At 31.2% G+C, this 23703-nt stretch carries 27 protein-coding genes; 12 read left to right on the top strand and 15 right to left on the bottom strand.

The window, feature by feature from the left end; translation table 11 throughout:
- Window positions 1-80 precede the first annotated feature (80 nt).
- The gene (gene atwA, locus MR875_02635) at window positions 81-1682 is read left to right on the top strand and encodes a methyl coenzyme M reductase system, component A2 (GenBank protein MCI6993746.1); all 1602 of its coding nucleotides are present in this window, start codon (window positions 81-83) and stop codon (window positions 1680-1682) included.
- A 6-nt stretch (window positions 1683-1688) separates the two neighbouring features.
- Here the strand turns inward: atwA and MR875_02630 are convergent, their stop codons facing one another.
- Window positions 1689-2372 carry a M48 family metallopeptidase gene (locus MR875_02630; protein ID MCI6993745.1) on the bottom strand — a complete coding sequence of 228 codons (684 nt, stop codon included), beginning with the start codon at window positions 2370-2372 and terminating at the stop codon, window positions 1689-1691.
- Window positions 2373-2545: 173 nt separating this feature from the next.
- On the opposite strand from MR875_02630, the gene MR875_02625 reads away from it, so the two are divergent.
- The 3 genes from MR875_02625 to hemA are packed head-to-tail and all read left to right on the top strand — an operon-like array spanning window position 2546 to window position 4840.
- A complete protein-coding gene (locus MR875_02625; protein MCI6993744.1) occupies window positions 2546-3028 on the top strand; it encodes a methanogenesis marker 9 domain-containing protein in 483 nt (160 codons plus the stop codon).
- A 1-nt stretch (window position 3029) separates the two neighbouring features.
- Window positions 3030-3650, top strand: a complete 621-nt coding sequence (locus tag MR875_02620; GenBank protein ID MCI6993743.1) for a bifunctional precorrin-2 dehydrogenase/sirohydrochlorin ferrochelatase — start codon at window positions 3030-3032, stop codon at window positions 3648-3650.
- Window positions 3647-4840: a glutamyl-tRNA reductase gene (gene hemA / locus MR875_02615; GenBank protein ID MCI6993742.1), complete on the top strand. Its 1194-nt coding sequence runs from the start codon at window positions 3647-3649 to the stop codon at window positions 4838-4840. The genes MR875_02620 and hemA overlap by 4 nt, the downstream gene beginning before the upstream one ends.
- A 14-nt stretch (window positions 4841-4854) precedes the next feature.
- Here the strand turns inward: hemA and MR875_02610 are convergent, their stop codons facing one another.
- Window positions 4855-5979, bottom strand: coding sequence for an AAA family ATPase (locus tag MR875_02610; protein ID MCI6993741.1), 1125 nt, complete (start codon window positions 5977-5979; stop codon window positions 4855-4857).
- A 93-nt stretch (window positions 5980-6072) separates the two neighbouring features.
- Between MR875_02610 and MR875_02605 the strand changes: the two genes are divergently transcribed.
- Genes MR875_02605 through MR875_02595 form a run of 3 tightly spaced genes read left to right on the top strand, consistent with a single transcriptional unit; the run spans window position 6073 to window position 7686 of the window.
- Complete coding sequence (locus MR875_02605; protein ID MCI6993740.1) at window positions 6073-6846, top strand: metallophosphoesterase; 774 nt, start codon at window positions 6073-6075, stop codon at window positions 6844-6846.
- Window positions 6833-7138, top strand: coding sequence for a hypothetical protein (locus MR875_02600; protein MCI6993739.1), 306 nt, complete (start codon window positions 6833-6835; stop codon window positions 7136-7138). The genes MR875_02605 and MR875_02600 overlap by 14 nt, the downstream gene beginning before the upstream one ends.
- A 35-nt stretch (window positions 7139-7173) precedes the next feature.
- Window positions 7174-7686, top strand: a complete 513-nt coding sequence (locus MR875_02595) for a zinc ribbon domain-containing protein (GenBank protein MCI6993738.1) — start codon at window positions 7174-7176, stop codon at window positions 7684-7686.
- Here the strand turns inward: MR875_02595 and MR875_02590 are convergent.
- On the bottom strand, window positions 7683-8519 hold the full coding sequence (locus tag MR875_02590; GenBank protein ID MCI6993737.1) for a TIM barrel protein: 837 nt from the start codon (window positions 8517-8519) through the stop codon (window positions 7683-7685). The genes MR875_02595 and MR875_02590 overlap by 4 nt on opposite strands.
- Window positions 8520-8554: 35 nt before the next feature.
- Window positions 8555-9571, bottom strand: coding sequence for a phosphorylating glyceraldehyde-3-phosphate dehydrogenase (locus MR875_02585; protein ID MCI6993736.1), 1017 nt, complete (start codon window positions 9569-9571; stop codon window positions 8555-8557).
- Between the two features lie 146 nt (window positions 9572-9717).
- On the opposite strand from MR875_02585, the gene MR875_02580 reads away from it, so the two are divergent.
- Both MR875_02580 and MR875_02575 read left to right on the top strand, forming a co-directional pair.
- Complete coding sequence (locus MR875_02580) at window positions 9718-10038, top strand: alpha/beta hydrolase (GenBank protein MCI6993735.1); 321 nt, start codon at window positions 9718-9720, stop codon at window positions 10036-10038.
- Window positions 10039-10485 (top strand): hypothetical protein, encoded by a 447-nt coding sequence (locus MR875_02575; protein ID MCI6993734.1) that lies wholly within the window; start codon window positions 10039-10041, stop codon window positions 10483-10485.
- Between the two features lie 22 nt (window positions 10486-10507).
- Here the strand turns inward: MR875_02575 and MR875_02570 are convergent, their stop codons facing one another.
- The 9 genes from MR875_02570 to eif1A all read right to left on the bottom strand — a co-directional run bounded on the left by MR875_02570 (window position 10508) and on the right by eif1A (window position 19578).
- Window positions 10508-10711 carry a heavy-metal-associated domain-containing protein gene (locus tag MR875_02570; protein ID MCI6993733.1) on the bottom strand — a complete coding sequence of 68 codons (204 nt, stop codon included), beginning with the start codon at window positions 10709-10711 and terminating at the stop codon, window positions 10508-10510.
- Window positions 10712-10729: 18 nt separating this feature from the next.
- Entirely contained in the window at window positions 10730-12610 is a 1881-nt protein-coding gene (cadA, locus tag MR875_02565; GenBank protein ID MCI6993732.1) for a cadmium-translocating P-type ATPase, read from the bottom strand.
- Window positions 12611-12670: 60 nt separating this feature from the next.
- The gene (locus tag MR875_02560) at window positions 12671-12943 is read right to left on the bottom strand and encodes a metal-sensing transcriptional repressor (GenBank protein ID MCI6993731.1); all 273 of its coding nucleotides are present in this window, start codon (window positions 12941-12943) and stop codon (window positions 12671-12673) included.
- Window positions 12944-13045: 102 nt separating this feature from the next.
- Window positions 13046-14140, bottom strand: coding sequence for a DNA topoisomerase IV subunit A (locus tag MR875_02555; protein ID MCI6993730.1), 1095 nt, complete (start codon window positions 14138-14140; stop codon window positions 13046-13048).
- Window positions 14141-14148: 8 nt separating this feature from the next.
- Window positions 14149-15855, bottom strand: a complete 1707-nt coding sequence (top6B, locus tag MR875_02550) for a DNA topoisomerase VI subunit B (protein MCI6993729.1) — start codon at window positions 15853-15855, stop codon at window positions 14149-14151.
- Between the two features lie 294 nt (window positions 15856-16149).
- The gene (locus MR875_02545) at window positions 16150-16770 is read right to left on the bottom strand and encodes a KH domain-containing protein (protein ID MCI6993728.1); all 621 of its coding nucleotides are present in this window, start codon (window positions 16768-16770) and stop codon (window positions 16150-16152) included.
- A gap of 274 nt (window positions 16771-17044) precedes the next feature.
- The gene (mtrH, locus tag MR875_02540; protein MCI6993727.1) at window positions 17045-17983 is read right to left on the bottom strand and encodes a tetrahydromethanopterin S-methyltransferase subunit H; all 939 of its coding nucleotides are present in this window, start codon (window positions 17981-17983) and stop codon (window positions 17045-17047) included.
- Window positions 17984-18472: 489 nt separating this feature from the next.
- On the bottom strand, window positions 18473-19246 hold the full coding sequence (locus MR875_02535; GenBank protein MCI6993726.1) for a serine protein kinase RIO: 774 nt from the start codon (window positions 19244-19246) through the stop codon (window positions 18473-18475).
- 26 nt (window positions 19247-19272) lie between these two features.
- A complete protein-coding gene (eif1A, locus tag MR875_02530) occupies window positions 19273-19578 on the bottom strand; it encodes a translation initiation factor eIF-1A (GenBank protein MCI6993725.1) in 306 nt (101 codons plus the stop codon).
- A gap of 103 nt (window positions 19579-19681) precedes the next feature.
- On the opposite strand from eif1A, the gene MR875_02525 reads away from it, so the two are divergent.
- From MR875_02525 to MR875_02515, 3 genes are read left to right on the top strand one after another with little or no spacing between them, the layout of a single operon-like run.
- On the top strand, window positions 19682-20905 hold the full coding sequence (locus MR875_02525) for a molybdopterin-binding protein (protein ID MCI6993724.1): 1224 nt from the start codon (window positions 19682-19684) through the stop codon (window positions 20903-20905).
- A gap of 30 nt (window positions 20906-20935) precedes the next feature.
- The gene (locus tag MR875_02520; GenBank protein MCI6993723.1) at window positions 20936-21397 is read left to right on the top strand and encodes a GyrI-like domain-containing protein; all 462 of its coding nucleotides are present in this window, start codon (window positions 20936-20938) and stop codon (window positions 21395-21397) included.
- A gap of 8 nt (window positions 21398-21405) precedes the next feature.
- Window positions 21406-21657 carry a hypothetical protein gene (locus MR875_02515; protein ID MCI6993722.1) on the top strand — a complete coding sequence of 84 codons (252 nt, stop codon included), beginning with the start codon at window positions 21406-21408 and terminating at the stop codon, window positions 21655-21657.
- A gap of 22 nt (window positions 21658-21679) precedes the next feature.
- On the opposite strand, the gene MR875_02510 is transcribed toward MR875_02515, so the two are convergent.
- Both MR875_02510 and MR875_02505 read right to left on the bottom strand, forming a co-directional pair.
- A complete protein-coding gene (locus MR875_02510; protein MCI6993721.1) occupies window positions 21680-22990 on the bottom strand; it encodes a TldD/PmbA family protein in 1311 nt (436 codons plus the stop codon).
- A 7-nt stretch (window positions 22991-22997) separates the two neighbouring features.
- The gene (locus tag MR875_02505; GenBank protein MCI6993720.1) at window positions 22998-23702 is read right to left on the bottom strand and encodes a phosphoglycolate phosphatase; all 705 of its coding nucleotides are present in this window, start codon (window positions 23700-23702) and stop codon (window positions 22998-23000) included.
- Between the last annotated feature and the right edge of the window lies 1 nt (window position 23703).

The following is a 23703-nucleotide window of genomic DNA, read 5'->3' as shown; positions in this document are numbered from 1 at the left end:
AACAATTGTTATTAAACGATTGTTATTAGAAAATATTATTAATAGTTTTAAATATACATTATTCTAAATAAGGTGATTTCATGGATTTTATAACACTTAAAAATATTACAAAAACTTTTGATGGTGTTGATGTTCTTAAAGATATTAATTTAAAGATTACTGAAGGAGAAACTTTAGGTATTCTTGGACGTAGTGGGAGTGGAAAATCTGTTTTAATTAACATGCTTAGAGGTACCAAGGAGTATCATCCTGATGAGGGCCAAGTATTGGTTAATGTGGCTGTATGTCCAGACTGTTTAGCTGTAGATTCTCCATCTCATGCTGGTGAAAAATGTAGTTGTGGAGCAACTTTGGAAGCAAAAGAAGTTGATTTCTTTAATGCTGAGAGAAAATTATTCGCAAGTATTAAAAGAAGAATTTCTATCATGTTGCAACGTAACTTTGCATTATATGATGAAGAAAGTGTAATTGAAAATGTAATGAGGGCAATGCCTGATGGTAAAGAGTATGATGAAAAAATCTATGAAGCTTTAGATTTATTAGAAATGGTTCAAATGAACCATAGGATTACACATATTGCTCGTGATTTGAGTGGTGGGGAAAAACAGAGAGTTGTTCTTGCAAGACAATTGGCTAAAGAACCAATGATGTTTTTAGCTGATGAACCAACCGGTACTTTAGATCCTCAAACTGCAATTAAACTTCACAATACTCTGAAAGAAGGTGTTAAAGATGAAGGAATCACCATGTTAATTACTTCTCACTGGCCTGAAGTAATGGTTGAATTGGCAGACACTGTAATTTGGTTAGAAAATGGTCAAATTAAAGAGTCTGGTGAACCTCAAAAAATTGTTGATGAATTTGTATCAACAATCCCTATTCCAGAAAAACCGGAAGTTCCTGAATTCGGAGAACCTGAAGTTATTCTTGAAGGTGTTAAAAAACATTACTACTCCATTGAACGTGGTGTTGTTAAAGCAGTTGATGGTGTGGACTTAACTATTAATAAAGAAGAAATTTTCGGCATTGTAGGTTTAAGTGGTTCTGGAAAAACTACAACAACTAAAATGTTGATGGGTTTAACTGAACCAAGTGGTGGTAATGTTCAAATTAAACTTGGTGATGAATGGATTGACATGACTAAAGTCGGACCTCTCAACCGTGGACGTATCATGCCGTACATTGGTTTATTGCACCAAGAATATTCATTATATCCTCACAGAACAGTTCTCGGTAATTTAACTGATGCAATTAGTTTAAATTTACCTGCTGAATTCGGTAAAATCAAAGCAATTCATGCATTGACTACTGTTGGATTTGCAGATGATGTTGCTGTAAATATTCTTGATAAATATCCTGATCAATTAAGTGTAGGGGAAAAACATAGGGTTGCTTTAGCTCAAGTTTTAATTAAAGAACCTAATTTAATTGTGTTAGATGAACCAACAGGTACTATGGATCCAATTACTCGTGTTATTGTAACTGATTCCATTTTAAAAGCACGTACTGAATTAGAACAAACATTTGTTATCATTTCTCACGATATGGACTTTGTTTTAGATGTTTGTGACAGGGCTGCTTTAATGAGGGGAGGTAAACTCTTGGATATTGGTACTCCTGAAGAAATAGTTGATAAATTAACTGCAGATGAAAAAGAAGATATGCTTAAAGAAAATAGATAATTCTTCTTATTCATTCAATTCTTTTTTTATTTTTTTCCAATCTGGACAAAATGTGTCCATTAATTTTTTAAATTTTTTTCCATGGTTAAATTCTATTAGATGGCATAATTCATGTATCATCACATATTCTAAGCATTTTGGTGCTTTCTTTGCTAGATTTATATTTAAAGTTATTCTCCTGTCCTGTCTGCAATTTCCCCAATTTTTCATTTTTCTTACTTTAATTTCTGATGGTTTTTCCCCAACGATTGCACTACATTTATCTAAAACTTCTGGAATTGCCTTTTTCAGTTCTTTTCTATAAAAATCCACTAATATTTTCTCTCTTGTAGCTATTGAACTTCTTGGCGGCACTGGTAAATACATCATTGATTTTTCTTCATCAACTAAAACGTGTTTTACATTGTTTTTAATTAGTTGTAATGTGTATTCATTGCCCCATAAGTAATGTTTCTCACCTGTTGTGAATTTTAAAGGAGCATTGATGTTGTTATCTAAAATATATTTCTGTTTTTTCAAAATCCAATCTTTTCGTGATTTAATGAATTTAGCTAATTCTTCATCAGGTAAAAATAATGGAACTGAAACTTTTACATTTCCTTTTGGAGGTATGACTCGAAGATACATATTTTTGATATTTTTTCTTTCTAATGTGATGGTTATATCTTCGATTGTTACTATTTCCTTCATAAAAATCTATAGTTAGTTTGGTAGTTATAATATTAAAAATTTATTCATTGTTAAAAATACTATTCTATTATAAAAAAGATTATATATTCATTGTTAAAATAAATTATATTATTATTTTATAATTATTTTTAATGATAATTTACAATGATGAATGAATTTTTTGGAGGTTTATTATGACTTGGGAAGATGCACCATCTCATATTTGTAGGGGTGGAGATGTTAGGGGGCTTGCTTTTTGTTGTCCTCCAGTAAAACCGTGCCCAGTTTTAAACGCATTACAGGAAGTTAATTTAACTCCTAGAGAGTATGTTGATATTAAAACTCAGTTTGCTAAAGAGACAAGGTTAGGTGAAGGAGCAGGGACCTGTTTCGGTTCACTTGTATGGTGTTGTAAACCATCTAAGCCTTGCCCATTAAGAGACATGACTTTAAAAAGTATGGGAATGAGTCATGATGAATATTTGGACTTGAAAAAAGAATTATCTGAAAGATTGGTTGGTGTTAAAAAACCCGCTCCTGATGAAAAAGCTGAGGCATTGGCTGAAACATTCAATGTAACAAAACTTGAAGCTATGAATGTTTTAACTGAATGCAATGATGATTTGAGAGCAGCTGTAAAAGTTTTACATGCAAGATCTCTTGAGAATTCTGATTAAAATGGATTGGACTTCTCTTTACTTAAAAACATTTGATTTAAATGTTTTTATTTTAGGCACTGGTGAAGTTGCAACCAGACGTGCAAATAAATTTTTAGACCATGGGGCTAATGTCAAATTGGCTGGAAGTGATATATCTCATGATTTGATATCTAAGGGAGCGATTTTATGTTCTGTTGATGATGTTGATGAATTGGTCAAATGGTCTGATTTGGTTGTCATTGCCAGTGGAGATAGGGATTTATCTAATTATGTCTGTGGAATTGCCGATGACAAACTTATTAATAGGGCAGATTTTCCACAAGATGGGGATATAATTGTCCCTACAAGTTTTAATATTGGTGAAATTGAAATTTCTATTTTTACAGGTGGTAAAAGTCCATTAATGGCTCGCCAACTTAGAAAAAAGATACAATCAATAATCACTGAAGAAGATATTATGGAAATTGAGCTTCAGGATTATGCTCGAAGCATTTTGAAAAAAAGTGTTAAAGACCAGAAAGTGAGAAGAAAGTATCTTTATGAAATTTTTGAAGATGAAAATATTAATGTTTTGATTAAAGATGGGAATATTGATGGAGCTAAAGAGTACATTGATAATTTAATAAGGGGATTAGATTGATACTAAATTTAAGAGTTGATCATAAATTAGCAGATATTCAATCAATGGAAGTTATTTCAAAGGATATTGATGAATTATTTACTAAATTACAAGAAAAATATTCAATAGGTGAATATATTGAGATTAGTACATGCAACAGGAAAGAATATTATCTTCATAATAACAATATTCCTGAGGATGAAGAATTATTGTCTCATGAGAATAGAAGCATTGTAATTGATTATGGTCAGTCTGCAGTTATGCATTTGTTACGTATGACTTCTGGTTTGGAATCAATGATTGTTGGTGAAGACCAGATTTTAGGTCAAGTTAAGGATGCAAAACATAATGCAATGAAAAATCATCATTGTGGTAAGGTTCTTGATTTAATTTTTACTAAATCTATTCATGTTGGTCAGGTTGTTAGAAATAAAACCAATATTAATAAGGGTTCTGTTTCTATTGGTTCTGCAGCTATTGATTTGGCTGAAAAATATATTGGTTCTTTGGATGACAAGTCTGTTTTGGTAATTGGTGCTGGAAAAATGGGTAAATTGGTTGCTAAAGCACTTGCTGAAAAAGATTTGAATGCTATTTTTGTTGCAAATCGTACTTTTTACGTTGCTGTTGAGCTTGCAAAAGACCTTGGTGGGGAAGCTATTTTATTTAATGATTTGGAAAAATACTTAGCTGCTGCTGATTTGGTTATTAGTGCTACTAGTGCTCCTCATGCAATTATTAATAAAGAACGTCTTTTAGGAATTGATATGGATTATGAAGATGTTATGATGGTGGATATTGCAAATCCTCGTGATATCTCTGATGATGTTTTAGAATTAGGGGTTAAAGCATTCAACATTGATGACTTAAGGGAAATTGCTGATGAAAATACTCGTCTTAGAAAAAAGGAATTTGGTGAAGCTGAAAATATCATAAATGAAGAGTTCATTTTACTTAAAGAATCCTTCAAAATGATGGATGTTGATGAGTTACTTGGTAATTTAAGAACCTCTATGGAGGATATAAGACAACGTGAAGTACAAAAAGCTATTGGTAAGTTGTCTGATGTAGATGACAGTGCTAAAATTTTAGATAATTTAACAAATTCTATTGTTAATAAAATATTTTATGATATTTCTAAAAAAGTTAAGAAAGCCGCTAAGGAAGACAATGAAGAAGTTCTTGCAGCTTGTGAATATATTTTTGATTAAATTTGAATGTTTGGTTATTCAAACATTCCTTTAATATCTTTATTTTTGATTTTTGTTGATTCGAATGAATAATTAATGTTTTTCATTGTTATTAAATCAGAATCATTAGCTATTGCATTGTGCAGTGCTGTTTTTAATATTTTTTCTTTTATGTCCCTTCCGGATAATCCTTTTGTAAGTTTAACAATTTTTTCTAAATTAAGTTCATAATCTAATGGCATTGTTTTGAGATTATTTTTTAGAATTGCTAATCTTTCTTCATCATTAGGTAATTTGAATTCAATTTCTTCTTCAAATCTACTTCTGATAGCATAATCTAAACTGCTTGGATTATTGGTAGCACCAATGGTTATGACATATTCATTCTCGCTGATTCCATCCATTTCTGTTAAAAGGGAGTTTACGATTTCTGAAACATCTCCTCTCAGTGACTGGAATGATCTGTGGAGTGCAACTGCATCAATTTCGTCTATGAAAATTATTGATGGTGAATTTTCACTAGCTTTTTTGAATAAATCATGGATTTTAGATGCACCATCTCCAACATGATCTCCAATTAATGATGTTGCTTTTATTAAATGCAATGGAACTTCAAGTTCATTGGCAAGTGCTTTAACAAGCATAGTTTTACCAGTACCTGGAAGTCCGTAAAACAATATGTTCTTAGGAGCCCATGGTCCAAACTTTTCAGGATTCTCCAAATATTTTCTTATAACTTTAAGCTTGTTTTTTGCATTAACTTGACCAACAATATCTGAAATAAGTATATTGGATTTAAATGGTTTTTTATCCTTTTTATTTTCCAATTCATCGGCAATAAGTTTGATTCTTGTTGTTTCAGAGATTATTGAGTTATCAGGTTTTGCTTTAATCACTTCAAAACCGTAATCTGGAATAATTTTTTGATCGAATAAATGTGATTTTTCTTTTACAACTAATCCTAACCATTGTTCACGAGCATATTCTTCGAATAATTCTTTGTTGGTAATTTCGATATGTTCATCCATCAATGCAAATTCAAATGGATAACCAACAGGTTTTAAAATGACACATTCAGCACATTCTTTATCTTCAGTTTTTTGTAGTTGTTGCTTTTGATTAGTTGTTTTGATTTCTGCTTTTTTGTTATCATTTTTCATATCCACTCGCCTCCGATATTTTTTACATTTCTAACATTTGTTTTAATTGTTTAAATATTTGATGGGGTATAATAGATTATTGGTGTTAAATTTATGAGTTTTAGAACAAGAAGGATACTATTTATTACTCCATTTTATATGATATTTCAGTTCTTTTTACTAAAATATTTATTAATGCTTTTTGGTGGAGTTAGTGATGTATATTTGATTATTCTTGCAGTTGTGATTGGATTATTGCATTTTATTCCAATGTTTTTTGAATCAAAAAAATCTACTGTTGTTAGAAGATTCTTAACAACAATTGATGGTGTTTGGATGTGGACATCTCTAATGTTATTAATAGATATTGTGGTTATTTATACTCTTGGAATGTTTGTTAAACTGCCTTTTGAAATTATTTTAGGTTTGATATTGATTGTGCCTATTTTGGCCATATACAATTTCTATAATGCTCATAAATTAGTTATCAATGAGAAAACTTTAAAATTGGATAATATTGAAAGGGATATTGACATTGTGCATTTGTCTGATGTTCATTTTGGATCTGTACGTCACAAAAAACTTATTCAATCTTTAGCTAATAAGTTAAAAGACTTGGAAAACACTTGTGAATTAGCAATTATTTCTGGTGATTTTGCTGATGGCTCTTCTGTTGTTGAAAAAGATGACTTTCTGGCATTAAAAGATGTTAACATGCCGATTATATTCACACCAGAAAATCATGATTTTTATCCTGGAATTGATAGTGTTATAACTACTTGTAAAAATGCAGGAATTATTGTTTTGGACAATGAAAGAAAAGAATTTGGGGATTTAAGTATCTTTGGTTTAACTTTTAGTTTTGGTGATAGGAGTGCTCCAACTTGATGAAAGTTCAATAAATCATAATTTGGTCAATATTATCAATTATCATGTTCCATATTATTGGGATAATTTTTCCAAATTGGGCTTTGATATACAGTTTTCAGGCCATACTCATGGTGGACAATTTTATCCTGTAGTTTGGTTTTCAAATAAGCTATTTGAATATAATATGGGTTTATTTAAAAATAATCTTGGAAAATATCTTCATGTTACAACTGGTGTAGGTTCAATGGATACTCCAATGAGATGGGGAACCGATTCAGAATTGGTTATTTTAAAATTGAGAAAATCATAGTATTTATAAAAAACTTATGTTAAAATAATAACTGTATGACAATTAATGATGACCATAATCATTTTTGTATTTACTGTGGTGCTAAACTAGAATTTGGCCAGCACTTTTGCACACAGTGTGGAAGGGAAGTTTTCCGTGTTGAACAACCTGTTGAAGCAATTCCGTCAAAATATGATGATATGCTGTTTGATATTGAACAGGAGTATGATATTAAACAAAAAAGAGCAAAAGAATTAGTTGGAAAACTCTTTGATCCGACTCATATGACATATACCAAGTTTTTATCTTCTATTAACAATTCCAATAAACTGTTTATTAGTCAGATGGAAGTTACAAAGAAGATGATTGAAGTAAATGATGGTAGTAAAGAATTTGTTGAACGTGAAATTGACAATAAACTAAAAATATTAAGAACATTCATTGATAAGATGAATGATTTGATTGATGAATTGGTTATTCATCTAAGTTCCAATAAAGATGATTCTATTGAGATAAATAACCTTTTTAAGGATATGGATGATTTAATAGATTCTGTAAAAGATTATTAAATCATATTTTCATATATCTTTTTCATTTTAAGTGAATCAATATCTCTAAGTGGAGTTTCACAGATGATGTTTGCATTCCATCCATTGTCAATCAAATTTGAAAGCAAATCTTCAATTTGCGGCCCATATTCATCATTTTCATCTAAAGTATGATGTTTAACTTCTCCACCGTTACCATATTCAATTGTTGTAAAATGGCAATGCAACATATCAATATCTAATTGGTCTTCGATTGTTGAAAATATACAATTGTAATCTTCTTTTTTATTCAAAAAACCTCTTCCTCTTGCATGAACATGTGCAAAATCAATTGTAGGTTCAAAGTGATCAAAAGTAGCACATAATTCAACAACTTCTCTGACATTTCCAAGTTGTGTTCTTTTACCGGTTGTTTCAGGTGCAAAAGTGAACTCTTTGATTCCTTCAGCTTCAAGCTCTTCAAATAATCTGTTAACAGTATTTTTTGATATTTCCATAGCTTTTTCAGGTTTTCTATTCAAATAAGCTCCTGGGTGGAATACTAATCTATATGCTCCCATCCATTCACCAGCACGTGCAGCAGATATTAAATGCCCAATACTTTTATCAAGTTTTGACTCTTCTTTTGCACATAAATTAATATAATATGGAGCATGCATTGAAATTAAAATGTCGTGCTTTTTAGATTCTTCTTTTAAGGTATTTGCTGAGGATTCTCCAATTCTCACTCCGTAGGGGGATTGATATTCATAGGAGTCAAGACTTTCCTCGGAGATGTATTTTGGAGCTTTGTATGCAGCACCTTTATAATCAACTGGACTTCCTGCAGGTCCAAAAAGTACTTTATGTTTCATTTAAATCGTTTAAAAAAATAGTAAAAAAGGGGAATTTAGAATATCCCCATAGCTTTGTTAGTTTTTGCGATGGATTTTTCGTTGTCACTTTCCATTTCTAAAAGTGCACGAATTGCATCAACATTTTCTGGAACAACGTCAGATTCTTGGTGAACAGCTTGCATGTAGAATAATTCATTTCCTACAATATTGATGGATTCTCTCCAAACTGGGATTTCATATAAATCGTTTCTGTTTCTTCCAAGTTCTTTAGCATATTCCATTAATTCAGCAGTGGAACCTAAGCCTTCTTCTGCAGAAACAACAAGAACTCTGGAACGTTTTTCTAAAGCTTTAATGATTTCTTCGGTTTCTACTTCGTTATTGATTTCCACCATAATGTTGTGTTGGTGCATTAATGTAGTAGGTACGAGTAATGCAATGGTTGTCACATCAATGCCTTTCATAACAGTTTTTACGTCAGGACCGTGGTGGGAAGGTACTTTTGGAGGGTTTGGTACAATTGCGTTGATTGGACCTTTTTTAATTTCAGAGGGATCTGATCCTCTTCTTACCATTACTGCTCTAACTTTCTTGATGTCTGCAATCGGGTCAATTGTGGATAATGTACGGGTTAATCCGGTAGTGTTACAGGATACTACTCTAGTGTAATCTGCACCGTATGAGTCATCGTAATTAGAAATAGCATTAAATGAAAGACCTGTTAAATCGTGGTCTTCTCCACCTTGGTAAATTGCTTTAACACCTGCTTTTTTATACATTTCAAGATTTTGTGGTCCGATAGTTCCGGGAGTACAGTCAACGACAACATCTGCTTCTTGAATCATGTCTTCAACAGTACCAGCTATTTCGATTCCAGCATCTTTGAACATTTGTTCTCTTTCTGGGATTCCAATGTATAATGGGTATCCTTTTTCTTCAACTGCAGTTCTTGCTTCGTAGTTTGGTCTAGTTTTACTTACACCAATTACTTTCATATCATCTTGAGCAGCTACAGCATCAGCCACTCTTTTACCGATGGTTCCATAACCATTAATTGCAACAGTTTTCATTTTTTATCCCTTTTTATTTTATAATAAATTTAAAAAAATATTATATGATTAAATTTTGTTTTTTAACTTATTTAAAATTTGATGATTAATTTTAAATTTACGTTAAATAGAAATATACTTATTGAATTTTAATTTCGGTGATTGTTTTGGTTAAACCTGCTATAAATTATCTTGTTGAAGGTGAAGGTGAAACTATTGTATTTATTCATGGGCTTTCTGATAACTTAAATTATTGGGAAGTTTTAGCAAATCCTCTTAAAAATAAATATAAAATACTACGGTTTGATTTAAGGGGCCATGGGGATTCTAAATTATGGGGTGATGAAATAACTGTTGATTCATATACTGAAGATTTGAATTGTCTTTTAGATGAGTTAAATATTGATAATGTGAATCTGGTAGGACTTTCTTTGGGCGGTGCCATTGCACTTAACTTTGCAATAAAGTATCCTTCAAAGGTTTCATAATTGGTTATGATGTCTAGTTTCTCCTATTGCAGCAACCATCTTGAAAATGAATTAAATAAATTTAAGAGAGCTATTTCAAATAGTCCTGAAGAATTCTTTGATACAATTCTTCCGTTTACTCTATGTCCTGATGTTATTAAAAGGCATGAACATAATCTTGGATTGCTTAGAAATAATGTAAGGGTTGTTTTAAATGTTGATGCAGTTAAAAAAGCAATTGATGCTATCTTAAATTTCAATGTTGAATGTATGTTGGATGCTATTGATATTAAAACATTGATCTTGGCAGGAAAATATGATGATTTGTCATTGTTGAGTGAACAAACAGAATTAAGTAGCAACATCAAAAATTCCGACTTAATTGTTTTTGATAACTTGAAACATAATTTGTTGGTCGGAAAGGATATTGGAAAAATAGTTGATATTTTAATTAAATTTTATAGTTAAAAAAATAAAAGTAAAAGAGGATTTATTCTACTTTAAATCCTGCTTCTTCAACAGCTTCGTTGATGTCTGCATCGCTTACATCAGCAGATAATGTTAAAGTGGTAACTCCAGAATCTAAATCTGCTTTAGCATCATCAATTCCGTCAACATCTTTTAAACATAATTCAACAGCATTTACACAGGAAGGGCAGTGCATGCCCACAACTTTGATTTCTTTTTCAGGCATATTAAATCACCTTGTGTTTTATAAATTATAATTATTCATTGTTATATTTAAAGTTTTATATAAATCAAACTGTTCGGTTTTATAATCTATTTTTGAACTTTTGTAATTGACCAATATGGAGGAGTAAATAATTACAATTACTGAACCGATATTATGAATTAATGCTCCTTCAATCGGATTTAATATTCCAAGAATTGCCAATGCCATTGCAAGCACATTCAATGTCAATGCAAAGCCAATACTTATATTGATTGTTCTTATAGTTTTTTTAGATATTTCAATTAAATGAGGGATATTTTCTATATTGTCCTTAATTAATGTAATATTTGAAGATTCAATAGATAGATCGCTACCTATTTTTCCCATGGATATTCCAACATTTGATTTTCTTAAGGAAGGGGCATCGTTTATTCCATCTCCAATCATTGCAACTCTATGGTTTCTTATTTGTTCATCTTGAATATATTTGATTTTATCTTCTGGTAAGCAATTAAATTTAATATTATTTATCTTGAGCTGATTTGCAATGGATTTTGCAGTATTTTCATTATCACCAGTGAGTAATATTGTTTTGATTCTTAGTTTTTTAAGATTTCTGATTGTTGGTTTGGAATTATTGCGTATTGTATCTGCAAGGGATATTGTTCCAATGTGCTCTTTTTCTTTTGCAACAAAAATTTCTATTTCTCCATTTTTATTATCATTTAATGAATTTATTTTAATCCCTTCAGATTCTAAGAATTTTTTATTTCCCACTATTGCTTTTTCTCCTTTGATTGTTCCGGTAATTCCCTTACCTATATGTATTTTAAAATCATTAACCTCTGTTAAATCTTTATTATTGTAATATTTTACAATAGCTTTTGCTAGGGGATGTTCTGATTTGGATTCAAGTGATGTTACAATTTGCATCATTTCTTCTGGATTTTTTGAGGTAACTTTTATTACAGTGGGAGTTCCATAAGTTAATGTTCCTGTTTTATCGAATATTACTTCATCGACATGAGCTAATTCCTCTATTGATTCTCCATTTTTTACCAAAATTCCATATTTTGTTAGATTACTTGTAGCAGCCATTAGTGCTGTTGGGGTAGCAAGAACTAATGCGCATGGACAGAATACTACTAATATGGTAACTGATCGGATTATTTCAAATGTAAATAAGTATGTTAATATTGAGGCAGTGAATGCTATTACAACAATCATTGTTGCCCATTTGTCTGCTGTTTTTACAATTTTTGCATTTTCAGGCTTTGAGGATTCAACAAGTTTAATTAATTTTTGAAGGGAACTGTCTTTACTTATTTTTGTTACTCTCATGGTAAATGATCCATAAAGATTGATTGTTCCACTATATACTTCATCATTCACTGTTTTATCTACAGGTATTGATTCTCCTGTAAGTGTGGATTGGTTAATGGATGTTTCTCCATTAATAATGATTCCATCATTTGGAATGCTTTCCCCCGGAAGTACTTTTAATATATCTCCAATTTTAACTTCTTCAATAGGAATTGTATTTTCAATATTATCTTTTATTATTGTTGCAACTTTTGGGGTCATTTTTGCAAGTTCTTTAATTCTGCTCTGTGCTTTTGATACAGTATATTCTTCTAAAAATCCACCAATTGCCATGATTGTTGCAATTTCACCTGCTGCATAAACTTCACCAATTATAATTGATGCAATAATTGCTATAGAAACAAGTAAATCTGCTTTAATGTCAAATTCAGTTGTTAATCCTTTATAACATTCTTTAAATATTGGAATTCCGCATAATATTATCGGAATCCATGAAAGATAATTAATTGATAAGGTAAATCCTAAAATTAAACTGACTGCTGATATTGTGATAAAAATGATTTCTGTTTTTTCTTCTTTTTTAAATTTCAAATCCATACTATACAACTCCCAATATATAGATATACCCCTTAGGGTATAAATTTAATTTAAAAAAAATTAAAGTCTGGAGTAATATTCTAAAATTGATGAGATATCGCCTAATGCTTTATATGAATCTCCAGCATCAATAGCTTCTTTTACACAGTGTTCTAAGTGGCCTTCAACAATTATGTGTCCAACCTTATGTAATGCTGATTTTGATGCATTTACTTGCATTAATATCTGTTCACAAGGAATGTCTTCTTCAATCATACGATCAATTGCATTTAACTGCCCTATGATTTTCTTGAGTCTTCTATGTAAATTTTCAGTATCCATACATTGTTTCATAAATAACACAACCCATACCTACTAGGGTATATGATTTTTTTAATATATAAATATGATTGTAAAAAATATTTTAAAAAAAGAAAAAGTAATGAAGAAATAGATTTAATTTTCTAATTCTTCAAGTTTTTGTGGGAAGTAAGTATCTACTACGTACTCAAGCCCATATTTTGAGAAAGATTGCTGTTCTGCTTTTTTACCAATTTTAAGCATCTTTTTGATTTCAGTTTGCCAGAAATCATTTTTATACCTTGGGTCTTTGGAAAGCTCTTTGAGTCTCATGACGTCAACATCTTTGAGTTTATCAGTTGGCAAGTCATAGTTGATGATGTCAGATGCAGTTACTCCCATGAATTTAGCATCAGGTGTTGCTAAATCATTGTTAACGTGAGCTAATTTTGCACTTCCAGAAATAATTACTTGTGCAATGTGGAATCCCCAAGGGTCTCCGTCGTTACAGATGTAAACAGGTAATCCAATTTCATCATTTACTCTGTGGAGGAATCTTCTTGTTGCACGAGCAGCTTGTCCTTTAAGTCCAACAATTAATGTGTTGAATCTTTTGTCTGCATTTTCCTGAACCATCCTGTGGAACATTCCCATGGTTTCCACTGCGATAACTCTGTCAACATTACAGTCTAAAAATTCTACTTGATCGATAGTTGGTGATATTGTATAACCGGATTTACCTGCTTTTGCAGCATTAATTTCAACATCATCATCTAATAATGTAATATCTCCGTATACTGATGCTCCGTCTTCCTCTGGCATTAATCCTAAATCTTCACGAGTGGTTCCAAGAGTTACTTCTAAATCTTCTCCAACAATGTTGGATTCTTGTTGTGTTTTAAAACTAATTCCCCAACCTTCAGAAACATAATACATCTCCCTGATGGTTGCTGTTTTTTCACGTGCTACTAAATCTTTACAGAAATTAGCTACATAAACCATTTGACCTAATTTTCTGATTTGTTTTACATTACCTAAGGATCTTTTACCGTATCTGTCTCCTAATACGTAATATCTTTTAGCTTCATCATAAACGATGTTTCCAGTACCCCTTGATGGGACTCTAACGGAAGGAACTTTATTTTTTTCAATGTCTTCAATGATTTCTTGACCTAATCCTTTTAATTTGTTGTATGTGTATTCTTTCCTTTTTTCCCTGTGGGCTTTTTGGTCTTCTTTAATTTTAGTCATTTAATCACCTAGTCTTCAAATCCATCATCAACATCATCTTCTTCAAAGTCGTATAATGAGCTATTTTCTGAGTCAACAGTATGGCCCATTTCATCAACTTCTTCCATGATGATTGCGTCAAGTTCTTCTTCTTCCTCTTCTTCCTCAACTTTTTCACCAAGTAATTCTGCAAGAGCTTTTTTGGTAACTTTTGCTAAAACTTCTTGATATTCTGGAACTCCAGTTTCTCCTAGTTTTGCAGCTTCTTCGATGATTACTGGTACATAATCTTCGAATACTTTTGAACGTTTTTCTTTTTCTTTTGCTGCTTTTTTAGCTCTTAAGTGTTTTTGAAGCTTACGAGCTAATTTCATAGTGGATTGTCTGATCTCATGCACGATTTCAGGTTCTGGTGATACACTTTGTTTACCAGTTGAAAGATATGGTACTTGTGTTGAAATAATATTTACAAATAAAGTTAATGGTGTGTTATCTAAGTCTCTAAGACCGTAACGTTTCCAATCGATACTTTTGAGAGCTTCAGTAATAGCACAGCTTCCTGCATCGAAAGTTAATGGAACTCTGTTTGCAAATCTCATGATTTCAGATTTTCTTTGTTCTTTTACAACTCTTCCTGCATCTCCACCGTAAGCAAGTCCGGCTTCAATAATGAATGAAACCCCACCTTGGTAGGTTACAGGTTTTCTGGTAATTGTTGTTACAAATTCAGGTTTAAGAATTTGTTTCATACCTTTTTCAATTTGTTCTGATCCAATAGGTATAAGTCCATCAGTTGGAGGAGCCATGAATTTCATTTTTTTGAAACACTGTACAATAGCTTCTGCTTCAGGAAATGTGAGGTCTTTCGGACGTTTATTCATGTCAATTTTAGTAAGTTCTGAAATTTCATCCACTCTTTTGTTGGACATTCTAGATAATGATGAGGTTAACATACTTTTATATCTTCTACTGTCTGTGTTTTGTGCCATTGTCATTAAATCATCAGCACTTACACCTTTTGGATGAGGTAATACTTCTTTTGGAAGGATTGGAACAATGTCTGCTGCTCTTTTGAATATGTATTTATGTCCGGATGGATCTCTGAATGTAATTTTAGCGTGAGGGTTTCCAATCATGGTTCTTCTGATGTATTCAAAAGCACCTTGTTCTGCAAGAGAATATGAAACCTCTTTGAATTGTAATTCAATACATACTCCAGTACTTTCTGCTGGATAATCTTCTCTTTCCATTAAAATTCCACGGTTGTTTTTCACATCCATTTGGAATTTCATTTTCACTCCTTTAATTTCACCGTTTTCTTTGTAACAGGAAATTACACGAGCAGGTTTACCTGTGGTCATCTGTGAAAGTAATACACAACCACTACAACCTAATCCTTGTTGTCCTCTTGATTGTATGTTTCTGAATTTGGATCCTGAAAACATACTACAGTAAACTCTCATTACATAATCTTCAGGGATACCTGGCCCATTATCTTTATGTCTGAGAATATAATGTTCCTTGTCAACTCTTTTTAATTCAATTTCGATTTCAGGTAATATTCCAGATTCTTCACATGCATCAAAACTGTTTGTGATTAATTCGTGAAATACAATAGTTAATGAACGGATTTTACCTGTAAATCCTAACATTTGCTTGTTTTTTCTAAAAAACTCGGATGGAGTCAAGTTTTTAAAATCCTGATTCCAATCAAGTCCTGGTTCCTGACTTGCCAAAAAATTCCTCCTAAAATTGGTATATGTTTTACTTTATTATGTGATGTTTTATATTTAAATGAAGTTAGAGAGCATTTGAAAACTAATATTTTTCTATTGCCCTATCTATATTGATTAAATATATAATAAAATAATAAGTTAAAAACATGTAGAAAATATCGTATTTGTACTACACTATCTATATATGTCTATCGATGTATATAATAGTTTTCTATTATTTGAATAATTATGGTATGAAAATTGCATTAAAGTAATACTTTAATTTAAAAAAAGAAAAAATAGTAACATTAAATGTTACTGTAACATGTTTTCATCAAATTCAATTCCGTCTTTGAATTCGATTTTGTCATCTTCGATTCCAACAAGGTCTTTGAATTCTTTCATTTTTAAATCTTCTTTTTTATGTTCTAAGAATCCGTAAACTGATTTATGTCTGGAACCTTTCAAAATCATTTCAATAGCTTCTTTAGCAACCATTATGTTGTCCATTTCCCCTATCAATGAAACTGTTTTACCGTAAATTGCCATGTCAACTTCAGCCATTTCCATAATTATTTCACGTGTTTTCCCGTCTTTTCCGATGATTCTTCCTTTATGTCTTGCGAGGGCTTTTTTGGATTTTCCAATGTATAATGGTAAGCTAATTACTTCTAAATAATAATCGTCACTAACTAATTTCAATGCAACTTCTGGATTGAATCCACGTGCAACTGCTTTGACGATATGGTTTGCATTCCAAACTCCTAATGGATCTTCCATATTGTCGCTAGGTGTGATGTAAACGGTACCTTCATCACTATCTATGTCGAGAATAGTTCCAGTTGCTTTTTCAATGGACTTTTTAACTCCTCCATTGCTTCCAATTAATGCCCCTACTCTATTTTGAGGTATTTTTAAATAATCTGTTTCCGGCATAATTTCACCTTTTTTCTTAAATTAAAATTATTAATAATTATTTATCTGAAGTTATTTAAAATTTAGGATTAAAAAGATATTGTTTACTAAAAAATAAGTTTATAAAAAATAGTTTTTATTTTAATAGCACTGGACGTGTTTGGAGGTCCAGTGCTAATTCGGTATTTTGGATTAATGTTTAGATTTGTTAAATATCATTTTAGGGAATGACATTTAGAACAAATTGATGTTGAGGTTTGAAAATGTAACTTTTGATAAGTCTATAACAAATTGCTTATAATAATTTGTTCATTGGGTGGTAATCTACAGGTTCAGTTCCTAAAGGTTTTGCAGCTTCGGAAATGAACATATCAGTTTGTGCTACTGCAGGGAATGCAATTTTTGCGTTTTCAATAGGTCCAAAGAGAACGAAGTCTCCTCCACACATAACTTGAACAATGTTTGCACCAATATCACAAACGGTGAATGCAGTTTTGTTACCTTCTTTTTTGTAGTCTCTTAACCAGTCCCATGCAGAAGGTACGTTGTGAATACCGGATCCAACTGGGTATCCCCATTTAGCTTTTTCTGCAAAGGAAGTTCTAGCAGCAATACCTGCACCTTGTCCTAAAGGAGTTACAGCAGTATCCATCATAAATTTGTCGATACCACATTCTGCAGCTACTTCAAGTAAACCTTTTTCATAAGCACCATTGTCTCCGTTTTCCCACATGTTCATTTTACCTTCAACGGTAGCATTCATTGGGTTGAATCCTAAGATAATGGATGCAGAAATGTCAGTTTCAGCGAGAGCTTGTAATTCAGATTTGTCTGCTGCCATGTTGATTGAGTTGTAGATAGCTCTTTCGGTTAATCCGGTTTCATCAGCGTACTGTGCACCAGCAACTCTAGCATCTCCAGATGTAGAATCTATAAGGAAAGGAGCATCACAAATTTCACCAACAAATTCAATATATTTAGGGAGAGCTTCAACAGTTTGTCCGAAAACTTGTACAATGTATGGGTTTCCAGTTACATCAGAAATGGATGCCATATCGTTGATTAAAGTTTCAGCTTTAGCTTTATCGAAGTCACCGGTTAATTCATCATTAAGAATGTTGTGTCCACCGTAGAAAATAGTACCAGCTAATACAGTTGGGTATTCTCCAGGTTGTCCACCCATTTTGACTCCACCGAAGTCAAAAACTTCTTGTTCTTTATCAAATTTAAACATTTAATATAACCTCTATATTTTTCGACTTAATTTTCAATAAATAATTTATTCATGTTAATAAAATTAAGTCTAATTAGAATTTATGGTGTAATGTTATTTATACTTATTGTACAGTTTTTAATAAATTGTATATATTTTTAAATTACTGTTTAATTTTATAAATAATATATTAGACAGTTTAACACAACTAAAAAAGGGGCAAATATAAGTTATAATTGAAAATAATGTTTAATTCTTATTTTTTAGCTATTTTGATTGAAAAAATCTAAAATAATTAATTAATCATAATTAATCATTATTATATAATTTAATTCTTAATTTGAATTTTAATTATTAAATCATTGATTTTTAATAAGTTTTAAGTGATATAACTTTAAATTATATGTAAAAAATTTATTTCATGTTCTAAAATGGTTTCAATGAAAAAAATAAGTTACTATGTAGAATTAAAAAAGTAATAATATTTGCGGTGTGTGAGTAATATTTTAATTAAAATTTAGGATTGACATATTCCCAAATTTTTTCAAAACTAGTCTCAACACCAAATTTGGTATACTCACGAACAAGTGTGTTAATGTCCCTTTCAAGAAGTTCTTTTGAAATGGGATTGTCTAAAACAACGGACTGTGAAACATCTATAATGACTGGTTCTTCATCTTTATTTAAAATATTGTAATTTGACAAGTCTCCATGCACTAATTTTGCTTCATTTACAAATAATTTTAGATTTTCGATTAACTTATTGAAAAATTCTTCAGGGTCTTTTGGTGGTTGATTTTTAACAGGTTGGGCAGGATTCCCTTGTTCATCACCTATAAATTCAATTAACAATACATTATTTGCACTTGTAATTGGATGAGGTACTTTAACTCCTGCAGACTCAAGTCTTGTTAGGTTTTTAAATTCTTTTGTAACCCAAGAATAAATGATTTTTCTTTTATTTTTGGTTTTAAGATGGAATCTTGGATCTCCTTTGAGGTAATAATCCATTTTTTTAAAATCAGATGTTGCAATTCTATAAACTTTAACTGCAATAAATTTTTTGTCTTCAGTAATGCCTGTAAGTACATTGGCTTCTTTACCTGTACTTATAGCACCATTTAAAATATCAATGTGTCCCTGATTAGCTAATTTGTATAATGTTTCTAAGGTTATTTTATCGAAAATTTCATTTCCCACTTTTCTATCAGAACTGTCTTTCTTTCTTTTTCGGGAATGTATTTTTTCGTGTTTTGCATCTGCTTTAACTATTTTGGAATCCATTAAAATCAAAAAAATAAGTAGTTAGACTACATTTTTAAGTAGCCTTTTCTTTCAAGCCAATTTGATTCGGTTTTGGTGTATCTCCAAATTACATCAGCTTTTTCATCAGATTGGAAATCCCATGGTTTTACAAGGATTACGTCTCCTTCACGAATCCAAATACGTTTTTTCATTTTTCCAGGGATTCTGGTCATTCTCATATTTCCATCAGCACAACGTACTTTTAATTTTCCGTGTCCCATAATTTGTTCAACTACTCCAGGAATTTCACCTTTTTTAGGAGTTCTTACTCTTTTATATTCTTGTTGTTGATTTTGATTAGGTCTAGACAAATACTCTCCTCCAAAATTATAATAAATTATATAAGATTAAATTATTTATATATTTATCAATATATTATATATTAAGTTATTGTATGTTATATAAGTGGTGATTATGGGAACTGAATTTTTAAAAATTAAAGAATGTGATGAAGCTACTGATATTATTCAAAATTTATTCAATGAAAAATTAACTCAAGAAAGTGAAGAAATTCTTGTTACAGAAGCATATGGAAGAATTTTATTTGAGGATGTTTATTCAAGAATGGATTTTCCTCCATTCAACAAGGCTTTAAAAGATGGATTTGCAATACTTGCTGAAGACAGTTTTGGGGCATCAGAAGAAAATCCTAAAACCTTGGAAGTTGTTGACTTTCTAGAAGCAGGTGCAACAACTGATAAGAAAGTGGAAAAAGGAAAATGTATTGAAATCAGTACTGGTGCTGCAATGCCTGAAGGGGCGGAATCTGTTGTAATGGTGGAGTATGCTGAAAAATTGGATGGTGAAGTTAATTTACTGACTACTGCTACTCCTTCACAGGATGTTGCTCGTAAAGGATCAGATATTGAAGAAGGTAAGTTAATTCTTAAAAAAGGAGATTTCCTAAATCCTGGTAAAATTGGAGTATTGCTTTCACAAGGTTTTGAAACTATTGAAGTTTATAAAAAACCTAGTTTGGGAGTAATTTCCTCTGGAAATGAGATCACTCTTCAAGGAGAGGAATTAAGTTATGGTAAAATCTATGATGTCAATGGTGGTATGATTAAGAACGCAGCTATTTCCTGTGGTGCGGATGCTCATTTTTTAGGCATTATGAGAGATAACTATGATGAAGTTAAACAAAAATTAACTGATGTTTTAAAAGAAGTGGATATTGTACTTTGTTCTGGTGGAACCTCTGCTGGTCTTGGAGATGTTTTAAACAGTGTTTTAGAAGAATTGGGTGAAGTTTACATTCATGGTATTTCAGTTCAGCCAGGTAAACCTACTATTGTTGGTGTAATTGAAGATAAATTGGTTATTGGTCTTCCTGGAAATCCTGTTTCCGCTTTAATGATATTCAATGCATTTGTTGCAGAACCATTGACTAAATTAGCGGGTATTGATAAGGACTTTGAACTTGATACTGTTAAAGGTAAAATGACTAGAAGGATACACTCTCCTGTTGGAAGAATGCAATATCAGCTTGTTAAAGTGGATGGTGAAGATATTCATCCGATCTTCAAAGATTCTGGAGCAATTTTTTCACTTTCAACAGCAGATGGTTATGTTAAAGTTCCAAAATCTGTTGAACTTTTAGATGAAGGCGAAGAAGTCGAAGTTTATTTATTTAATTAAATATTATAAAGTATTATAAAAGGTGTAAAAATGGAAAGTGAAGTTAAAGTAATTCCAGAACAAAAATTAGCTGTTATTAATTGTAAAACTCCAATTACTGATTTAGAAATTTTCCTTTCAATGTTAATGGGTTGGATTGATGCAGAAGATATTAAAACTGATGGTGAACCATTCATTGTCTACTTCTCACCAAGACATCAAGTCAATGAAGGCGATGCAGTATATGATGTAAGTATTCCAATTAAAGAGGATGCTAATGAAACTGATAGGATTCGTGTTGTTGACATGATTTCCAACAAAGTTTTATCTGGCCGTCATTATGGTCCTGTTGACAATATCATGGAAACATATGAAAAGTTGGTTGATATTGCTCAAGAAAATCATTATGATATTATTGGATCACCTAAAGAAGTTTTAGTTAAAAATGTCCACAATTGTGACAATGAAAAAGATTATATTACTGAGATTCAATTACCAATTATCGAAATGTAGGTGTTTATATGCCTAAAAAAGAAGAATTTGATGTTGATAAAGAACTTGAAAAGATTTCTCGCAAAAGCAACATTGATATTAGAAAATCAGAATATTCTTTTGAAAATCAAATTAGAAAATTAGATAAAGAAATTGATAAAATCATGGATAGTAAAATTAAAGAATTTGATGATAATAAAAAATTAACATCAGATTATTTGTCTATTGACTATTCTGAATCCACAATTAATAGATATAGAGAAAAATTAAAAAAGATTTAATTTTTCCACACTCTTTTTTTTATTAGTTCTGTCCGACAACTCTTAAATCGTGAACTAACAATTTAGGAATAATGAATGATCCGTATTGTTTTATTTCGGATTGCAGGCCTTCTACTTTTTTCATAATTTCAAATATATTTCCTGAAATCATAGCTTTATTTATAGGATCAGTTAATTCACCATTTTCTATTTTGAATGCATTACTTGCTTCAACTGAGAAATCTCCAGAAATAGGATTTGCAGTGTGTGCTCCTAAAACACTGGTTGTCAAAACACCTTTTTTGATTTCAGACAGTTCTTTCATGTCTTTAAATTTAAATTCAAGGTTTGTAGGCGAAATCATGGGTGTTGTTAAATAAGAACCTCTAAGTCCGTTTGAAGTTGTTTCAACTCCTGCTTTATTTGCAGTATAAATATCATAAATGAATGAGTTTAATGTTCCATCTTTAATTAAATCAGTTTTTTGACTTACACTACCTTCTCCGTCACATTTTGAGGTGTACATTCCTTTTTCCAAAAGTGGATTGTCGATAATTGTTAAGTTAGGATTTGCTATTTCTGAGCCCATTTTATCTTTCAAAATGGATCTTCCTCTCATAACATTTTCTCCATTGAATGCACTCATGAAAGTCTGTAAAAGACCAGTTGCAGCATAATAATCAAGAACTACATCATAATCATTTGTTTCAACAGGTTTGGTGTCAAGTGAACTTTTAGCAAGATTACATACTTCAATCGCTAATTTTTCACCATCCAAATCAAAGAATCTTGAGGATTGTGAATTGTATGCTGTTGCGATTTTACCGTCTTTTTGCATAGTTACAGATAAACCAATGCCAAACCCAGTGCCTTCATCTTCAATTGAAACTCCGTTTGAATTTAGAATAAGTGATCTTCCTTCACTTGCTGAAAATCCTGATCCGGTTATGTCACATCCTTGATCAAGTGTTGTGTCTATTGTATTCTTTAAAAATTCAATAGATTCATCAAGACTCAATTCATTAAACTTTTTGTCATATACCTGTTTAACAGTTGGGACATCTTCAATTTCTGCAAATGTATAATTTTCATCAACTTTGTTAAGTTTAGTGTTTTCAATTGATTGTTTTGCAGTTTCAGCTATTTTATCCATGTTTGAAGTGAATGCAAAACCAATTTTGTTATCTTTAATTACTCTGATCCCAACTCCACAATCAATTTCCTCTTTTGCAAAATTCAATTCCTCTTTTCTGGAGTCAAGTTCTATGGATTTTGATTCATCAATGTATATCTCATAAGCATCGCAATCATTTTCTATTGCTTTTTTTGCTTCTTGTGCTATTTCATATATCATTTTATCCCTATAATGCAAATTTTTCAATAGCTTCTGCTACTCCATCACCAAACATGTTTTCACAGGTGTAGGTACTTATTTCTTTTAACTTATCTTCTGCATTTCCAACAGCTATTTTGTATCCTGCTTCTTTCAAGAAATCTTCATCATTTTGACTATCTCCAATGGCCATAACGTTTTCCATGTTTATTCCATTTCTTTCACATAGATATTTGAGTGAAGTTCCTTTATTGATACGTTTGTCGGTAATGTGCAATGCAAAACCACTGTCATAAATTTCGAGTTGGTCCAAATATTTAAAATCTTTTAATGCATCTTCTAACTCTTCACGAGCAAGTGTTTTATAAAATACAGTTTCTGTTAATCTGTACATATTGTCGTGAGATGCATGTTTATCGAAGTTATCACCTAATTTGTCTTTTAGGTGTTCTTCAGCAGAGGTTACAAATCCTCTTTCTACTAATGTTTCAACAGCATTATTGTTTTCCCCTTCTTTGAAGACAACGCCGCCGTTTTCCGCTACAAGTCCACCACTACAACCAATCAAGACTTCAGTTGCATAAGCGTAGTTTACAACATTTCCTGTTACGATAATTGTTGGGATTCCTTTCGCTTCTGCTTTTCTTAATGCTTCAATAGCAGAGATGCAGATTTGTCTTTTTTCATCAGTAATTGTTCCGTCAATATCTACTGCAATTGCTTCAATTGTCATG

The sequence above is a fragment of the Methanobrevibacter sp. genome (assembly GCA_022775905.1).
Classification (GTDB): domain Archaea; phylum Methanobacteriota; class Methanobacteria; order Methanobacteriales; family Methanobacteriaceae; genus Methanocatella.
Note: the sequence above shows the minus strand (reverse complement) of the source record. Positions and strands in the feature narration are given on the sequence as shown.

Bases quoted from the DNA above. Each gene is read 5' to 3' on its own strand.
- atwA (MCI6993746.1), top strand. From the start codon at position 81: ATGGATTTTATAACACTTAAAAATATTACAAAAACTTTTGATGGTGTT.
- MR875_02630 (MCI6993745.1), bottom strand. From the start codon at position 2,372: ATGAAGGAAATAGTAACAATCGAAGATATAACCATCACATTAGAAAGA.
- MR875_02625 (MCI6993744.1), top strand. From the start codon at position 2,546: ATGACTTGGGAAGATGCACCATCTCATATTTGTAGGGGTGGAGATGTT.
- MR875_02620 (MCI6993743.1), top strand. From the start codon at position 3,030: ATGGATTGGACTTCTCTTTACTTAAAAACATTTGATTTAAATGTTTTT.
- MR875_02610 (MCI6993741.1), bottom strand. From the start codon at position 5,979: ATGAAAAATGATAACAAAAAAGCAGAAATCAAAACAACTAATCAAAAG.
- MR875_02605 (MCI6993740.1), top strand. From the start codon at position 6,073: ATGAGTTTTAGAACAAGAAGGATACTATTTATTACTCCATTTTATATG.
- MR875_02595 (MCI6993738.1), top strand. From the start codon at position 7,174: ATGACAATTAATGATGACCATAATCATTTTTGTATTTACTGTGGTGCT.
- MR875_02590 (MCI6993737.1), bottom strand. From the start codon at position 8,519: ATGAAACATAAAGTACTTTTTGGACCTGCAGGAAGTCCAGTTGATTAT.
- MR875_02585 (MCI6993736.1), bottom strand. From the start codon at position 9,571: ATGAAAACTGTTGCAATTAATGGTTATGGAACCATCGGTAAAAGAGTG.
- MR875_02570 (MCI6993733.1), bottom strand. From the start codon at position 10,711: ATGCCTGAAAAAGAAATCAAAGTTGTGGGCATGCACTGCCCTTCCTGT.
- cadA (MCI6993732.1), bottom strand. From the start codon at position 12,610: ATGGATTTGAAATTTAAAAAAGAAGAAAAAACAGAAATCATTTTTATC.
- MR875_02560 (MCI6993731.1), bottom strand. From the start codon at position 12,943: ATGAAACAATGTATGGATACTGAAAATTTACATAGAAGACTCAAGAAA.
- MR875_02555 (MCI6993730.1), bottom strand. From the start codon at position 14,140: ATGACTAAAATTAAAGAAGACCAAAAAGCCCACAGGGAAAAAAGGAAA.
- MR875_02545 (MCI6993728.1), bottom strand. From the start codon at position 16,770: ATGCCGGAAACAGATTATTTAAAAATACCTCAAAATAGAGTAGGGGCA.
- mtrH (MCI6993727.1), bottom strand. From the start codon at position 17,983: ATGTTTAAATTTGATAAAGAACAAGAAGTTTTTGACTTCGGTGGAGTC.
- MR875_02535 (MCI6993726.1), bottom strand. From the start codon at position 19,246: ATGGATTCCAAAATAGTTAAAGCAGATGCAAAACACGAAAAAATACAT.
- MR875_02525 (MCI6993724.1), top strand. From the start codon at position 19,682: ATGGGAACTGAATTTTTAAAAATTAAAGAATGTGATGAAGCTACTGAT.
- MR875_02520 (MCI6993723.1), top strand. From the start codon at position 20,936: ATGGAAAGTGAAGTTAAAGTAATTCCAGAACAAAAATTAGCTGTTATT.
- MR875_02515 (MCI6993722.1), top strand. From the start codon at position 21,406: ATGCCTAAAAAAGAAGAATTTGATGTTGATAAAGAACTTGAAAAGATT.
- MR875_02510 (MCI6993721.1), bottom strand. From the start codon at position 22,990: ATGATATATGAAATAGCACAAGAAGCAAAAAAAGCAATAGAAAATGAT.
- MR875_02505 (MCI6993720.1), bottom strand. From the start codon at position 23,702: ATGACAATTGAAGCAATTGCAGTAGATATTGACGGAACAATTACTGAT.